This window comes from Bradyrhizobium sp. PMVTL-01 (genome assembly GCF_051861855.1).
In the GTDB taxonomy this organism is placed as follows: domain Bacteria; phylum Pseudomonadota; class Alphaproteobacteria; order Rhizobiales; family Xanthobacteraceae; genus Bradyrhizobium.
In genome coordinates, this window is record NZ_CP193983.1 from 130,817 (window position 1) to 146,166 (window position 15,350).

Annotated in this window: 12 protein-coding genes and 1 pseudogene; 7 read left to right on the plus strand and 6 right to left on the minus strand. The window is 60.9% G+C overall.

What is annotated here, in order from left to right; genetic code table 11:
* Positions 1-9 precede the first annotated feature (9 nt).
* Positions 10-1,251, minus strand: a complete 1,242-nt coding sequence (locus ACRQ5Q_RS41555) for an FAD binding domain-containing protein (protein WP_439400099.1) — start codon at positions 1,249-1,251, stop codon at positions 10-12.
* Between the two features lie 164 nt (positions 1,252-1,415).
* Here ACRQ5Q_RS41555 and ACRQ5Q_RS41560 point away from each other — a divergent pair, with 164 nt between their 5' ends.
* The 6 genes from ACRQ5Q_RS41560 (at position 1,416) to ACRQ5Q_RS41585 (ending at position 8,848) form a co-directional block, all read left to right on the plus strand.
* Positions 1,416-2,120 carry a TetR/AcrR family transcriptional regulator gene (locus tag ACRQ5Q_RS41560; RefSeq protein WP_439400100.1) on the plus strand — a complete coding sequence of 235 codons (705 nt, stop codon included), beginning with the start codon at positions 1,416-1,418 and terminating at the stop codon, positions 2,118-2,120.
* An 842-nt stretch (positions 2,121-2,962) separates the two neighbouring features.
* Positions 2,963-4,186: an ABC transporter substrate-binding protein gene (locus tag ACRQ5Q_RS41565; RefSeq protein ID WP_439400512.1), complete on the plus strand. Its 1,224-nt coding sequence runs from the start codon at positions 2,963-2,965 to the stop codon at positions 4,184-4,186.
* Positions 4,187-4,288: 102 nt separating this feature from the next.
* Entirely contained in the window at positions 4,289-5,164 is an 876-nt protein-coding gene (locus ACRQ5Q_RS41570) for a branched-chain amino acid ABC transporter permease (protein ID WP_439400101.1), read from the plus strand.
* A 1-nt stretch (position 5,165) separates the two neighbouring features.
* Positions 5,166-6,092 (plus strand): branched-chain amino acid ABC transporter permease, encoded by a 927-nt coding sequence (locus ACRQ5Q_RS41575; RefSeq protein WP_439400102.1) that lies wholly within the window; start codon positions 5,166-5,168, stop codon positions 6,090-6,092.
* On the plus strand, positions 6,092-7,573 hold the full coding sequence (locus tag ACRQ5Q_RS41580) for an ATP-binding cassette domain-containing protein (RefSeq protein WP_439400513.1): 1,482 nt from the start codon (positions 6,092-6,094) through the stop codon (positions 7,571-7,573). Before ACRQ5Q_RS41575 ends, ACRQ5Q_RS41580 begins: the two co-directional genes overlap by 1 nt.
* A 39-nt stretch (positions 7,574-7,612) precedes the next feature.
* Positions 7,613-8,848, plus strand: a complete 1,236-nt coding sequence (locus ACRQ5Q_RS41585; RefSeq protein ID WP_439400103.1) for an ABC transporter substrate-binding protein — start codon at positions 7,613-7,615, stop codon at positions 8,846-8,848.
* Between the two features lie 507 nt (positions 8,849-9,355).
* On the opposite strand, the pseudogene ACRQ5Q_RS41590 reads toward ACRQ5Q_RS41585, so the two are convergent.
* From ACRQ5Q_RS41590 to ACRQ5Q_RS41605, 4 genes and pseudogenes are all read right to left on the minus strand, one after another.
* A pseudogene (locus tag ACRQ5Q_RS41590) lies at positions 9,356-9,519 on the minus strand (IS5/IS1182 family transposase); the annotation flags it as partial.
* A gap of 48 nt (positions 9,520-9,567) precedes the next feature.
* Positions 9,568-9,726, minus strand: coding sequence for a hypothetical protein (locus tag ACRQ5Q_RS41595; protein WP_439400104.1), 159 nt, complete (start codon positions 9,724-9,726; stop codon positions 9,568-9,570).
* A gap of 29 nt (positions 9,727-9,755) precedes the next feature.
* On the minus strand, positions 9,756-10,361 hold the full coding sequence (locus ACRQ5Q_RS41600) for a hypothetical protein (RefSeq protein ID WP_439400105.1): 606 nt from the start codon (positions 10,359-10,361) through the stop codon (positions 9,756-9,758).
* Between the two features lie 281 nt (positions 10,362-10,642).
* On the minus strand, positions 10,643-13,336 hold the full coding sequence (locus ACRQ5Q_RS41605) for a bifunctional diguanylate cyclase/phosphodiesterase (protein WP_439400106.1): 2,694 nt from the start codon (positions 13,334-13,336) through the stop codon (positions 10,643-10,645).
* Between the two features lie 380 nt (positions 13,337-13,716).
* Here ACRQ5Q_RS41605 and ACRQ5Q_RS41610 point away from each other — a divergent pair, with 380 nt between their 5' ends.
* Complete coding sequence (locus ACRQ5Q_RS41610; RefSeq protein WP_439400107.1) at positions 13,717-13,851, plus strand: hypothetical protein; 135 nt, start codon at positions 13,717-13,719, stop codon at positions 13,849-13,851.
* Between the two features lie 302 nt (positions 13,852-14,153).
* Here the strand turns inward: ACRQ5Q_RS41610 and ACRQ5Q_RS41615 are convergent, their stop codons facing one another.
* Positions 14,154-15,170, minus strand: a complete 1,017-nt coding sequence (locus tag ACRQ5Q_RS41615; RefSeq protein ID WP_439400108.1) for an aldo/keto reductase — start codon at positions 15,168-15,170, stop codon at positions 14,154-14,156.
* Positions 15,171-15,350: the final 180 nt, after the last annotated feature.

Sequence of the window (15,350 nt, forward strand, 5' to 3'; positions counted from 1 at the left end):
AGAATTCGCTTACGCGGCGATGCCTGTCGCGACGGCGGTTTCGGCCATCACCGCCTCAGGGCTGCGATGTCTCTCAGCCTTTTCTCGTTCTTCAACAGTTGCGATTTGCGCTTGCATATACGCGCCGAGGTCGCGAGCGCGACGAACAACAGCGGATCCGAATCGAACTCGAGCTGCCTCGAATTGCGCGAGCGCAGCGCACCGATCGTCGGGATGACTGCGCAATGCGTCTACCAGGGCCGCCGCGTCGGCGGCGGCCTTTGTTACGCCCATCCCTACGTGTGGCCTGGCCACGAAGGCCGCGTCGCCCAAGATCACCGTTCGAGACCCGAAGGCCATGCGCGGTGTTTCCAGATCAAGGATTGCCTGAATGAAGGGCTGAGACGTGCGGCGAACGACCTCCGCAAATTGCGGCGCAAGCAATCTCTGCGCGTCTCGCCGCATCGAGGCGATCACATCAGATCGGATTTTTGTCGGGGGAATAGACATTTCGTTCCGGACGCCATCGACGTCCGTTAGGAGATCACCTAATCCGTGATCAGCATCGGCTGGACGGTACCAAACGAAGTTAAACCGGCGTTCGCCGACGGCCATCTCCTCGTTAGCTCCGGCGACAGGATAGCCTAACATTTGTTCTCGTGGAGGCAGGCTGAAGGCGAACCAATCGCACAATTCCGCTCGCGTCCGAGGCGAAAGCTCTCGTTCGTCTACGAGGCCGCGCCAAGCGACGTAACCGGCGTATGCGGGCCGAACGCTGGGCGCACGCCGCGCTCTGACGCTCGAAAATATACCGTCGGCGCCGACAAGAAGATCCCCAGATGCCTCGGACCGGTCCGAGAAACGTGCCACGACGCGGTCGTCAAGCTCTGTGACGTCCTGGAGATTTCGACCGTGATGATAGCATTCCGCAGGCAGCGCAGCCTTCAAGAGCCGGTAGAGATGTCCCCAGGAGGTCAAGACCTGTGGGAGCCCAAGCTCGCCGACAATTTGGCCGTCCTGATCCAGGACGCGCCTTCCCGGGACCGTAACGCCAACTGCTGCCGCTTTGCTATCGATGCCCGCGCGACCCAACACTTCGAACAACTCGGCATGTGTCACGATGCCCGCACCCCGTCCCGCGAGTTCGGCGCCGATACGCTCATAGATATCGACGCTCCAGCCTTCGCGACGTAACAGCAGGGCCGCGAACAGGCCAGCCATTGATCCGCCGATCACGAGCGCCTTTGGTGACTTGTGGCGATTGTCCTTCAATGCTTCCTCCCTTGGCTCACGGCCCGGGCAACATTCCCGCGCGCTATTTATCGTTTGATCAATTATTGTGCCGGCGCTGACGTGAGTCAAGAATTATTTATCATTTGATAAACAAAGCGTGATTGCCGTCGGGCCATCGGCGCTTGCCGCAAATCGGTATATGAATGAGGGGGAGCGCACTCAAACCGGGCGAATCAGGTGTGAAACAGGGCCATAAGGCGCGTCTGAAGACGCCGATTCGAGAACAACAGAGACTGGATCCGTCCGAACGCGAAGCCATAATCGCGCGAGAAGCCGTTTCGTTTTTCGCTGAGCACGGGTTCGAGGGGCAGACCCGCGAGCTCGCCAGGCGGCTGCAGATAACCCAGCCCCTCCTATATCGCTATTTCCCCAGCAAGGAGGCCCTTATTGAACGCGTCTATCAAGAAGTCTTCGTGGAGCGGTGGAAGCCATCTTGGGAGAAAATCATTACCGATCGCTCGGTCCCATTGAAAGCCAGACTGGTCCACTTCTACCGGGAGTACGCAGAGGTCATTCTCACGTACGAGTGGATTCGCCTCTTTATGTTCGCCGGCCTGAAAGATCTCGGATTGAATGCTCGCTACCTCAAAATGCTGCGGGAACGCGCCTTCGAGCGTGTCATTGGAGAGCTTCGCGCCGAGTATGGGCGCCCGTCAATCGACAAAGTCCCGGTCACTGTCCTTGAAATAGAGATGGTGTGGGGACTTCACGCCGCGATCTTCTACCTCGGAGTTCGCCAATTCATCTATTCAATGCCTCTTGAAGCCGACGTCGACTCAATAATCGACGCAAAGATAGCAACCTTCCTCGGCGGTGTTCGCTCCGTCCTGCCGAAAGCCGCGGGGTAGATGAAATCGTCGGACGGAGCTCCCGGCACGCAAGCGCGCTAAAGTCAGCGATCCCGGACAATCATTTGGTCTGGCGACCTCGCTATTTGTCGAGGTTGAGAGCTGCAAAACGAACGCCGGCCCAATCGGCAATACGATTTGCTATTTATCGTTCGATAAACTATCGATCGTGTCGGCCACCTTTGGGCCGGCTAACGAAGGGGTGCACCTTTGATCAGTCCGACCACTAGGTTGCCTGGGCGTGTCGGTTTCTGTTCCATGAATGCCCTGACTCAGGTTTGTGCTCGGAGGACATTTATGCGAATCTCTCGCGCAATGCTTTATCTGCAACGACTTTGCGAGCTCGCCTCCCAGTTCTCAGAATTGGAAAACTTAGAAGTCTAGTCGAAGATGCAGCGCGCGTCGCCCGCGGTGCGCCTGCCTTGCGCTCTAAACGCCATGCTTCCCGCCGCCTCCGAGGTCGTGATCTCGGCGCCCTATCTGTCCGCCTCCGTCGCTACACGCCACCAAGCAGAATGCAGGAGGTCTCAGGCCCCTTCAGATCGATTGGACGTCGCGCGAGCCATTTCCCGACGGACGTTGGACTTCTCCTTAAAGCTCTTAAGCGGCTGCTGGATCAAGTTTTCTCCTCTGCTTGCAGCCCTTCCGAGCGGCGCGTTCAGTCAGATGCGAATAGTTCCACCCACTACTTTAGTTGCTCGCCTCTGTTTGCATGGCGACCTGCGCGCAGTCGCATTGCTGCGTTTGTGACGGTAGGTGTAGCGTCGATGAAACCGCTCATAAAGAAGCCAACAACAAAAATGGAGTGAAACGCAATGAAGTTCACAACTCGATTGCCGCGGATGGCAGGTTTCCCACTATTCCTAGGGGCGTTCGCTCTGCTTGCTGCGACTACCGGCGCCGCGACGGCGGCGGATCCGATCAAGATCGGCGTGATTGCGGAGGCCCAGGCCATCGCCGGCGCTTCGATCCCGCAGGCGGCCCAGCTTGCCGCTGAGGAAATCAACGCCGCCGGCGGCATCGACGGCCGGAAGATCGAGATCATCGGCTACGACAACCACTCCTCCTCGGCCGACTCGGTGCGAGCATTCCAGCGCGCGGTGAACGAGGACAAGGTCAATGCCGTCATCGCCAGCTATATCAGTGAGGTGGTGCTGGCGCTGGAGCCCTGGGCTTCGCGCCTAAAGACGCCCTTCGTCACGCCGGGCGCGGCCTCCAACGAGATCAGCAAGAGCGTTCATGCCGACTACGAGAAGAACAAGTACACTTTCCACGGCTATCTGACCTCGGCGGCGCTGGCGCTGTCGGTCTGCGACGCGGCCAAGGACCTTCTCGTGGATAAGATGAAGATGAAGACGGCGGTTATCATGAGCGAGGACGCAGCCTGGACCAAGCCGCTTGACGTCGGCTACGAGGAATGCCTGCCCAAGGTCGGGTTGAAAGTGCTCGATCACATCCGCTTCTCGCCAGACACCACCGACTTCACGCCGATCTTCAACAAGATCGAAGGCTCGAAGCCCGATGTCATCATCACCGGCATTTCGCACGTCGGCGTGCAGCCGACGGTGCAGTGGAAGAACCAGCAGGTTCCGATTCCGATGTTCGGCATCGCCTCGCAGGCGACCAACGAGACCTTCGGCAAGGACACCAACCAGGCCGCCGAAGGCGTGCTCTATCAGGGCGTCTCTGGGCCCGGCGTCGCGGTGACGCCGAAATCGGTGCCGTTCGCGGAGAACTTCAAAAAGAAGTTCGGCAACTATCCGTCCTATGCCGGCTACACCGCCTATGACGAGGTCTACTACATCGCCGACGCAGTGAAGCGCGCGGGCTCGACCGAGGCCGACAAGCTCGTCACAGCGCTGGAGAAGACCGACTGGGAAGGCACGATCGGCCGCGTCCAGTTCTACGGCAAGGACGATCCGTTCACGCACTCGATCAAATACGGCAAGGGCCTGATCACCGGCCTGATGCTGCAATGGCAGGACGGCAAGCAGAGCGCGGTCTGGCCCAAGGACGTCGCCAAAGTCGAGGTCAAGTTCCCGAGCTTCATCAAGCTCTCGAACTAGCAGGAACAGCTCCCGGGACCACCTCCCGGGAGCTTCCACTTGCGGCGCCCCGCAGCACCTTCCCTCGAAGCGACAGTTTGACTGTCACCTGGCCAATCATTCATGCGAGTTTTCCAGATCTTGATTGATGGCTTCGCCATCAGCGCTCTCTACGCTCTCGGTGCCACCGGCTTCACGCTGATCTTCGGCGTCTCAGGCGTGCTCAATCTCTCCCACGGCGCCATCATGGTGGCCGCAGCCGTCGCCGCCTGGGCCGCCGCCAGCATTCTCGGCGTCGGCACCTATGCCGGCGCGCTGATCGGCGTCGCGGTCGCCCTCGTCACCGCCTTTGCCACCTATTTCGCGGTGGTGAAGCCGATCCAGGATTCGCGCCGCATCCCGAATGAGGAGAAGGAGATCTTCGTCCTCACCGGAACTCTGCTCTGGGGCATCATGATCCAGGAGCTGATCGCCTATTTCTTCACCAACAACGCCAAGACCGTGCTGCCGATCGTCGAGGGCGTGGTCGAGATCCTCGGCGTGCGGACCCCGCGCAACGAGATCTTCACGGCGATCGTGTGCTGCCTCGTCATCGCGCTATTGTGGCTGCTGGTGAACCGCACCCGCACCGGCAAGGCGGTGCTGGCGGCCTCGATGAACCCGCGTGGCGTCACCCTGCTCGGGCTCGAGCTCACCAACATCTATATCGTGGTCTGGACGATCTACGGCATCCTCGCCGGCATTGCCGGCGTGCTGCTCGGCATGTTCTTAGGGGTCAGTTCCTACAGCGTGGGACCGCTGACTGCGAGCGCATTCTCGATCGTCGTGCTCGGCGGCCTCGGCAGCGTCTCCGGCTCGCTGATCGCAGCTTTCGTGGTCGGCTATCTCGAAACCATCACGGCCTATCTGGTCTCGCCGGCCTACCGCACCATCCCGGCGCTGCTGCTGCTCGTGTTCGTGATGTACATCCGGCCTCAGGGCCTTCTGGGGAGGCGCTGAGATGTCCACCTTCTTCACCTCGCGCCTGTTCTTCGTCTCGTTGGCGCTCGTCGTCATCGCGGCGACCCTGCCGCTCTACGTCTCCGGCTATGTGCTCGGGCTGCTCACCGTCGCGTTCTATTTCGGCGTGTTCGCGATGGCCTGGGACCTCTTGTTTGGCTTCGCCGGCGAGGTCAACTTCGGCCCGACCTTCCTGATTGGCGTCGGCGCCTACACCGCCGGCATCCTGAACAACCAGTTCGGCTGGTCGGTCTATCTCTGCATCGTGCTCGGGGCGCTCGCTTCGGTCATCGCCGGCCTCGTGCTGGCATTGCCGGCGCTGCGGGTGCGCGGGCCCTATTTCGGCCTGACCACGCTGGTCGCGGTCTTGATGCTGCAGAACTTCGTAGTGGTGTTCGCCGATCTCACCGGCGGCGAGATCGGCCTCACCATCCCTGATGTCATCACCATCAATGCCGGCGCCAATTACTGGATCGCGCTTGGCTTCATGACGATCTCGGCGGCGATCCTGTACGGCCTGTCGCAATCGCCGATCGGCCTCGTGCTCCAGGCCAGCGGTCAGGATCCGGTGCAGGCCGGCGCGCTCGGCTTCAACATCGTCAAGCACAAGCTCGCCGCCTTCATCGTCTCGGCGTTCTTCTCGGGTCTATCAGGGGCGCTGCTGGTGTTCTACTTCGGCACCGCCTCGGTCGGCACCGTCGTCGACGTCGCGGTCGGCGTGAACGTCATCGTCTCGGCCGTGCTCGGCGGCCGGCGCACCGTGCTCGGGGCGGCGCTAGGCGCGATCTTCCTGATCGTCGCCGGCGAATTCCTCCGGCCCACGGGCGAGCTTGCGACCTTCATAGTCTCGGCGGTCGCCCTGCTCGTCGTGCTGTTCCTTCCCGGCGGCTTCCTCGGAGCGGCCCTCTCGCGCGAGGCTCGTTCGTGATGGATATGAGGCTTTCAAACCGGGCCGTTCTCGAAGTTCACGGCCTGACAAAACGCTTCGGCGGATTGACGGCGGTCAAGAACCTCGGCTTCGAGGTCAACGCCGGCGAGATCTTTGGCCTGATCGGGCCAAACGGCTCGGGTAAGTCGACCGCGATGAAGAGCGTGATGGGCATCGAGCGCCCGACCGCGGGTGAGGTGATCTTCGAGGGCGAGAACGTCGCTGGCCTGCCCGCGCACAAGATCGCGCGCAAGGGTTTTGGCATGGTGTTCCAACACTCGCGCCCCCTGAACCGGCAGACGGTGCTGGAGAACATCATGGTCGCGCTGCTGCCGGACAGCCTGTTCATGCTGTTCCCGGACAAGGCGCTGGTTGAGCGCGCCAAGTGGATCGCCGAGCGCGTCGGGCTCGGCAACGTGATGAACCGCCGCCCGCCGACGCTGCCGTTCGCCGATCTGCGCCGGCTCGAGCTTGCCAAGGCCATCGCACGCGATCCCAAGGTCGTACTGGTCGACGAGCCCTTCGCCGGCCTGACGCGGGCCGAGGTCGATATCTTCTCCGACCTGATCCGCAGCTTCCGCGACGAAGGCCGCGCCGTGATGCTGGTCGACCACAACGTCAAGAGCGTCGCAGCTCTCGTCGACCGCGTGCTCGCGATGTATCTCGGCGAGGAGATCGTGACCGGCAAGGCCGACGACGTCATGCGAAACGAGACCGTGCGCCGGGTCTATCTTGGCGGCGCCATCGAGACCCATGCGCGGCCCGAGACCAGCTTCAAGGACAAGGTGCCGCTGCTCCAGGTCGAGAATGTCAGCGTGTTCTACGGCAAGGCCCAGGCGCTGGAGAACGTCTCGATCCACGTCCATGAGGGCGAGTTCGTCTCCGTTGTTGGTCTCAACGGCGCCGGAAAGACCACACTATTCAACACCATCTCCGGCTTCCTGCCCTACACCGGCGAGATCATCCGCGGCGGCAGCAAGCTGCGCGGCATGTCACCTGCGAAGATCGCGCGCAGCGGCCTCGTACAGTGCCCGGAATCCCGTGAGCTGTTCGGCGAGATGAGCGTGCGGGAGAACCTCGACCTCGGCGGGCAACACCTTTCCGACGACAAGCGCGCCGCGCAGCTGGCCTGGCTGTTCGAGCTGTTCCCGATTCTCAAGGAGCGTCAGGGCCAGATGGCGCAGACCTTATCGGGCGGCGAGCAGCAGATGCTTGCAATCGGCCGCGCGCTGATGATGCAGCCGCAGATCCTGATCCTGGACGAGCCGACGCTGGGCCTTGCGCCGGTCATCCTGGAGCAATTGTCCAAGGCCCTGACCAAGCTGCGGCAGACCACGTCGATCACGGTACTGCTCGGCGAGCAGAACGTGACCTTCGCGCTGCCGCACGCCGACCGCGTCTATGTGCTCGAGCATGCCCGGATCGTCTGGGAGGGTGATCCCGGCCGCTTCGCGTCGGAGGCCGGCGCCGATTTTCTGTAAGTCTTCAACATCAACAAAAAGCATAGAAAGGAAACGACCATGCGATCCTCAGTTCTCAGCGGCAGCTTCATCGCCTCGGCGCTGACGCTGTGCCTTGCCGCCCCCGCCTACGCGCAGTCGAACGATCCGATCAAGCTCGGCGTCATCGCCGAGGTGCAGTCGATCGCGGGCGCGGCGACGCCCGGCGGCGCGCAGATCGCCGCCGACGAGATCAACGCCAAGGGCGGCATCCTCGGCCGCAAGGTCGAGATCGTCACCTATGACAACAAGAGCTCCTCGGCCGATTCCGTCCGCGCCTTCCAGCGCGCGGTGAGCGAGGACAAGGTTTCCGCCGTGATCGCAAGCTACATCTCCGAGGTCGTGCTGGCACTGGAGCCCTGGGCGGCGCGGTTGAAGATGCCGCTGATCACGCCGGGTGCGGCCTCGAACGAGATCACCAAGGCGATCCACAACGAGTACGAGAAGAATAAGTACACCTTCCACGGCTATCTGACCTCGGCCGCGCAAGCCCAGCTCGTTTGCGACGCCGCCAAGGACCTCCTGGTTGATAAGCTCAAGTTCAAGACGGTCGCGATCATGAGCGAGGACGCCGCCTGGACCAAGCCGCTCGACGTCGGCTACGAGGCCTGCCTGCCCAAGGCCGGGCTGAAGGTCGTCGAGCACGTCCGCTTCTCGCCCGATACCACCGATTTCACGCCGATCTTCAACAACATCGAGAGCAAGAAGCCTGACGTGATCGTGACCGGCATCTCGCATGTCGGCGTACAGCCGACCGTGCAGTGGAAGAACCAGCAGGTGCCGATCCCGATGTTCGGCATCAGCGCGCAGGCGCTAAGCCCGACTTTCTGGAAGGACACCAATGGCGCCGCCGACGGCGTGCCGTCGCTGGCGGTGGCCACGCCCGACGTGGCCGTGACCTCCAAGACCAAACCGTTCGCGGCCGCCTTCAAGGCCAAGTTCGGCACGCCGCCGGCCTACACCGGCTACACCTCCTATGACGAGGTCTACATCATCAGCGAGGCCATCAAGCGCGCCGGCTCGACCGATCCCGACAAGATGGTGGCCGAGCTCGAGAAGACCAATTACGAGGGCACGATCGGCCAGATTCAGTTCTACGGCAAGGACGACGAGTTCACCCACGGCATCAAGTCCGGCCCGGGGGCGGTGACCGGCCTCGTCTTCCAGTGGCAGGATCAGAAGCAGGTCGTGGTCTGGCCCGAGAAAATCGCCGAGGGCAAGCTGAAGTTTCCGAACTTCGTGAAGCTGTCGCAGTAACCGTTTTCGGTCTCAATGTGGCTCGTCGTCCTCCCGGGCGATGGGCCTTTACCTTCTCAGATGCCCCTGGTTGCGCCGCGCTTCGCCCGACGACATGCCGGTCGAGGTCGTCGTTGGCTTCGCCGATCGCATAAGAGAACAGGAAGGCGGCATAGAGGATGAACCGCATGTTGCTGCACACGCGCACGATGGTCTGCAAGGCGCGCCGGAGATCGCGACGCTGAACTCGCCCCAGCATACTGCGATGACCATCGCCAGCACGCAACCGACGGCCGCTGCCTCGGTCGGTGTGAGCAGCCCGAATAGATGCTGTCGATGGTACCTCCGCTCAGCACTGAAGGGGATGAGGTCGAGCAGGCCGCAAGGAGTTCGCCGACCGACCGGGCGCCGGTTTCCGCCGGAACGATTCCCGGCCTGAACCAGGCGTGCATGGCGATTTAAAGTCATGAACAGCGCGGGCAGCAGCAGGCCCGGCATCACGGCGGCCATCAACAGCTTTCCGACGGAAGTCTCGAAGTGGGTCGCACCCGTACGGGCTTTGATCGTGCCGAAGGGATGCTCGACCGTCTCGCGCCCCGTCCGCATGGCGTCTGGATCGGAATCGAGCCGTCTTTGGACCCCTCGACCACATGCTCATGCTCCCAGCGCGTGACGCGGCGCTCCTTGGACGGCTTACATTGGTTGTTGATCGGGCAACCTTGGCACGCCGCCGTCGACCACTAACGGTGCAGCGTCATTCCATGCTCGATGTTGGTGTAGTGATAGGGCAGTAGCTGGCCGGATGGGCAGCAGTAGACGTCCTCATCGGGCAGGCAGGCGAAGTCCTGTTTGCCGAACCGGCCCTCCGCCTTGGCGTTCGACATCATGGGCTTGGGCAAGCTGACTCCAACGCCAGCCTCTGCGCAGGCTAATATATCCCCTGCATCGAAGTAGCCACGGACGGCGACCGCCTCGAGTTTGTCCACTTCGAGCACTTCTTGGCTTTCTTCGACATCCGAGCGAGCTGCCCACGGTCGTTAGTGACGTTTATGACGTCCTTGTAGCCGACGACACCTGATCCGCATCCGGCGGTGGCCAACGAACGGACGTCCGGATCGGTGAGCGATATCTGTTGGTCCGGCGTGTTGCGCATCTGCGCATCAAGCACCTCCAGGCGGCTCATCTCCTGCTTCAGCCGAGCAATCTTTTCCTTGATCCTCGTCGTCTTGATGCTGATCGGCTCCGATGGCTCCTGCCCATCGGCGCTATCGAGTTGACGCAGATATCGACCGACGCTTTCCTCGAGCTGTGCCATCCGCCTCGCCATCTTGGCATGCTTGAAGTTGCGATCGCGGTTGTTCACTGCCCTGAACTTGCTGCCACAAATTGCGACGCTTGGGGTCTGCAACAGGCCCATTTTTCGGCATAGCGCAGAGAAATTCGCACAAACGTTTCGGACAGCCGCGCCATTATCCTTCCGGAAATCGGCGATCGTCTTGCGATCGGGGGCCAGGCGTCCGATCAGCCGCATCACCTCGACATTGCGGCACGCCTCACGTTTCGAGGCGCCGACTGGATTGCACCCGATAGAGATAACCGTAGATGTAAAGCCTCAGAAGGACTGTTCGATGATGCGCGAAGCGCGCGAGCAGAGCGTGACAACGAGGCTGTCAGCCTGCCGCGAGTACGATGAAGGAGCAGCTACATCATTGGGAGGCAAAAGTTATCTCGGCTGCCGCCCCTTGCAGTCCGGCTGCCCGTGCCTTGCCAAGTACGACCGGCACCCGGGCGGAGCACCCTTTTGTGGACAGAGTCCTATCTGGAGGCTGTCCAGGCGAACATCCGGCTAGAAGTCAGCATCTCTCTGACCTCGGCTGCTGGTCTTGGCCGGCTCACAAAGAAACCCTGCATCTCGTCACATGATAGCTCGGAGAGAAGGTCCCGTTGCCGTTCTGTCTCGACGCCCTCGGCCGTCGTGGACATCTTGTGCTCCGCCGCGAGCGCAACGATCGTCTTGACGATGCTGATCGACCTGCTTGAGTCCGACAGTTCCTTGATGAAGCAGCGATCGATCTTGATCTTGTCGAAAGGAAACTTGCTCAAGTAGCTCAAGGAGGAGTACCCTGTCCCGAAGTCGTCAAGCGCGACTCGAACGCCAATAGCTCTCAATTGGTGAAGAATGTCGACGGCGACCTGATCGTCCTTGATCAATATGGCCTCGGTGATTTCCAGTTCGAGCCTGCTTGGAAGCAGGCCGGCTTTTTCCAACGCCGAAGCAACCTTCAAAGGAAGCCCAAATGTCTTGAATTGCGCGGGAGAGATGTTCACCGCGACCTTCAAGTGCGCGGGCCAGCTCGCAGCTTCTGCGCATGCGAGCCGAAGCACGTGATCTCCGAGAGAATCGATCAATCCGGATTGCTCAGCGACAGGGATGAATTCATTTGGCGAGACAAAGCCGCGCTCGGGATGGTTCCAGCGGGCCAGCGCCTCGCACCCGACAATCTCTCCGCTAGAAAGTGCGACGATCGGTTGAAAATAGACCTCGATCTCACCTGTAACAAGCGCCTTACGCAGGTCCGCCTCAAGCATCCTGCGCTCACGCGTTCGCTTCTCCATGGCGGGTTCGAAGAACCGATAGCTCTTCTTGCCGGCGAACTTCGCTTCGTACATGGCCAGGTCGGCATTCTGTAGAATCTCTTCGCATGTCCCCCCATCTTTTGGCGCGATCGCCACGCCGATACTGGCTTCGGCGCTGAGCATGTAAGGACCGCAGCTATGTTGTCTCTGCAAGGCGCGGTAGAGGTCTGCGATCAGACCAGCCGCTCTATTGCGGCCATCGGTGGATTCTCTTAAAAAAATGGCGAATTCGTCACCTCCCAATCTGGCGAGGAAGGCCTCGGATCCAATGCAGTCCCGAAGGGCTGCGGCAATGCTCTTGAGGAGTTCGTCTCCGATGTGGTGGCCGAGCGAATCGTTGACTGACTTGAATTCGTCGATGTCCAAGAAGCAGACGGCTAGAGACCCCTCGACTCTCTTCTCGAGTTCCTGCTGTAACCGCTCGAGAAAAAAGGCCCTGTTGGGTAGCCCGGTCACCACATCATATCTCGCAAGTCTAGCAATCCGCTCCTCGGCCCTGCGTTGCTCAGTCACGTCTTCGATGGTCGAGACCCACCCCCCACCTGGAACGGGCCGATTGATGATCTGCATCCAACGGCCGTCACCGGTCTGGGTCAACGTCTCCGTCGCCCGGCCAAGTTTTGCGCGACGAATGAATTCGCAGTATGCATCCACCCCACCCGGCAGAGAGCCGATATCGCTCCGGTGTTGGATAATATCTCTGAGCGCGCATCCCGGCCTGACGACCTCCGGAGAGAGACCGAACATGTCCAGATATCTGCTGTTGCAGACGATCAGCCGCTCCGACTGGTCGAACAAGACAAGGCCTTGCTTCATGTTGTTCACGGCAACATCGAGCTGTCGGCGCTGCTTCCGCAAGCAGAAGACGATTGAGGCCATCATGACCAGCCCGACCGCCCCTGCCGCGCCGGCGCCCGCAAGTACCAAGCGGGCCTGACTGTGCCAATTCGCCAAGACTATCGATGTCTTGCTAGTTGCCGATACAGCGAGCGGGTACTGGTCCAGGAATCTCACCGACGCAATTCGCTCCTCTCGGTCCAAGAAGCCGGTAACGGTCATGGTGGCTTGACCGCCATTCAGCAGCGCTTGCGCCGCCAATGGCGAACTGGAGAAGTCGCGTCCGAGCGCGGTGGATACGCTTGGGAAGCGAGCGAGCAGCGTACCGCCTTGATGAAACAGCGCCACCGTGGCGTTCGGGAGCGCGATGGACGACAGGAAGCGCTCGACATCATCTGGCGATATGCTTCTCGTTATGAAGCCCAGAAACTGCCCATCTTGCCCGGTGATCTTGCGAGCGACCACGATTGTCAAGCCGGGCGAAAGCTTGCTCTGGACGAGTTCCACCGCAACAGGGCTGCCCCCGTGATCTCTCTTGAACGTTCGGTAGTAGTTTCGATCGGAAAGATTGACCGGCGTAGCCGGCCATTTGGTCGAGGAAGCAACACGATTGCCGTCCACGTCGTAGAGGTTGACGCCAGCAAAGTCTCCAGAGTCATTTACCCTAGCGCGCAGCATCTGGTGAAAGCTCTCGTCCGATGCAATCTTCTGGAGCTCGTCAGGAGACGTAATTCGTCGCCCTAGCTCGGTCGCAAGCGATCGTTCGACGGCTTCGAAGTCCGCAAATCGCTGGTCGAAATGCCGCGCAAGCAGCCGGACCGCATTCTGCAGGGTTTCACGACTTCTTTGCAGCTCCTGGCCGCGCAGATGCTCGACGGTCAGGGCGGTGGCGCCGCCAATGAACGCCAGCACGGTCAGTCCGCACACGCATACCCAGAAGATCGGACCTGCCTTGCTTAGGAAGCCACGCCGCCGCTTCGCATTGAAATGGGCCAATGGCGACTCGGGCCACACCTCGGTGTTGTCCTTGCTCATGTGCCTCCTCCCCCAGAGGGAAGTTAGCGGCCGGGGCGGAACTTTGAGTTACCAAACGTCCTTTTCAAGGAGTTAAAGTCCCCGATCGCCACTAACCCGCCAGCGCGGGTTCGAGTACTTCGGAGTCGCCGACATTCCCAGTCCGCGAACTATGCGACCGGTCTTTCGTGGAGAAGATCGCGCAACAGCCCGGGTTAGCCGGCCGCCATGGCAAACGTGTCCCAGCACGAATACGTGCGCGGCTTAGCCATCTAACACTCCTGTTAGCTTAAGCGACCATCTTGACCGCCATCTCGTTCGCCTTGTCGGCGGCCTTGTGCAAGCGGCAGCCTACGTCAAGGTCGCGCCGCGGCTTCCGGGTGAAGGAGCGAGCGCGCCAGATGTCGCTCTATCTGGAGCCGGCGACCCACGACGCGCTGCGGGATATCGCGCATCGAGAGAGGACCAAGATGCATGTTCTGCTGCTGCAGATAGTGGGCGAGTTTCTAAAGAAACGCGTTATGCCGCCGGAGTGACGCGATTAGGCTTTCCGTGTGTTATCGCCGAAAAGCGGGATGGAGGCGGTCAGGGCTTCGCCGCTGGGTTCGTCATGACGTGCCTGATGCCCCGGGCCGAGAACAAACCGCCGTGGGCACGATGAGATGCTGAAGCAGATAACCGGCAAGAAGGCGGTACTGTGCCGTAAGAGCGAAGCTTCCAAAGTACGCCGCCGTTCAGGTACAGGAGACCGAAGGCGGCCAATACGATGCCGATCGTCCTGCCTGAGAGTTCAGAAAAAACGGACAAGTCGGGTACGTAGGTCTCTCTCGCCCCGGTTCTACAGCACGGGGACGGAGGCGCCCGCTTCAATCAGGCCTTCACTCTTCAGATCGTCCCAGAACGGGGGCGGAATCTTGGCTTGCAAAGAATTCCAGTCCTCCTCGATCTGTTGGGCACTACGCGCCCCCGCCAAAAGCGCGACGGCAACATCAGCCGCTGCGGAAAACTGCAGGGCCGCCGTTCGCAGATCCACGCCGTATCGGGCCGCAACCGCGCGGAGCTTCTCGCGCTTTTGGATCGCCTCAGCGGGAATCTTGAAGTTCTCCTTGCCGTAATTGTAACGCGAACTTCCGGAGATGAACCCGGCATTGAGCGACGAGCCGATCACGAGCGAGATGTCCCGCTTCCGAACCGCCGGGAAGAGTTCATGCACGGCGCTGGCGTGATCGACAAGCGAATACTGCCGGGCGCACAGGCATACGTCGGGGTCGGCATCTTCCATCACCTTGAGGATCGGCAGGGGCGTATTCACGCCGATGCCCCAGGCGCGAATCATTCCTTCGTCGCGCATCTTCGAGAGTGCCGGGAAGGCGCCCTTGCGGGCTGTCTCGTACTGCTCCTCCCAGCCGTTGGGGAAGAAGGCAAAGTCGGGAGAAATGTCGTGTACGAAGGCGATGTCGAGACTGTCGACGCCGAGCCGCTGTAGGCTATCCTCGATCGAACGGCGCACGCCGTCGGCGGTGTAATCAAAAACGACGTCGTTAGGCGAATCCGAGAGAGGATAGATCTCCGCATGCCGGTTGTTCTTCGACGCCTTGAATAGTTTCCCGACTTTCGACGAAAGCAGATATTCACCCCGGTTCTTGGTGTGGAGGAGCCGTCCGAACCGCCGCTCGGCCAGCCCGAACCCGTACCATGGCGCAACGTCAAAGTAGCGCACTCCGACCTCCCAGGCCGCTTCGAGGGTGCTTTCCGCCTCCTTGTCCGTGTGTTTGTTGAATTCATTGCCCAGCGAAACTCCGCCTAGTCCGAAACGAAAGCGGGGTTCGAAGATCTGCTGCGCGCGATTGGGCATGTTCGGATTGACCTTGCCGAATGGAGCATCTACAGAACGGCGGCGGGGCGCCTGCCGTTCCGCTCCTATTGGGCCCGTTGCGCCTCCCTCTGCCGCTCCTAACAACCTCGGCAGATGCTCTTAATCTTCTTTTCCAAGACGACATCCGCTGGATCGCGCGATTGCGCGCCGGCGGACTTA

Bases quoted from the DNA above. Each gene is read 5' to 3' on its own strand.
- ACRQ5Q_RS41575 (WP_439400102.1), top strand. From the start codon at position 5,166: ATGTCCACCTTCTTCACCTCGCGCCTGTTCTTCGTCTCGTTGGCGCTC.
- ACRQ5Q_RS41610 (WP_439400107.1), top strand. From the start codon at position 13,717: ATGTCGCTCTATCTGGAGCCGGCGACCCACGACGCGCTGCGGGATATC.
- ACRQ5Q_RS41560 (WP_439400100.1), top strand. From the start codon at position 1,416: ATGAGGGGGAGCGCACTCAAACCGGGCGAATCAGGTGTGAAACAGGGC.
- ACRQ5Q_RS41615 (WP_439400108.1), bottom strand. From the start codon at position 15,170: ATGCCCAATCGCGCGCAGCAGATCTTCGAACCCCGCTTTCGTTTCGGA.
- ACRQ5Q_RS41585 (WP_439400103.1), top strand. From the start codon at position 7,613: ATGCGATCCTCAGTTCTCAGCGGCAGCTTCATCGCCTCGGCGCTGACG.
- ACRQ5Q_RS41605 (WP_439400106.1), bottom strand. From the start codon at position 13,336: ATGAGCAAGGACAACACCGAGGTGTGGCCCGAGTCGCCATTGGCCCAT.
- ACRQ5Q_RS41565 (WP_439400512.1), top strand. From the start codon at position 2,963: ATGGCAGGTTTCCCACTATTCCTAGGGGCGTTCGCTCTGCTTGCTGCG.
- ACRQ5Q_RS41580 (WP_439400513.1), top strand. From the start codon at position 6,092: ATGGATATGAGGCTTTCAAACCGGGCCGTTCTCGAAGTTCACGGCCTG.
- ACRQ5Q_RS41570 (WP_439400101.1), top strand. From the start codon at position 4,289: ATGCGAGTTTTCCAGATCTTGATTGATGGCTTCGCCATCAGCGCTCTC.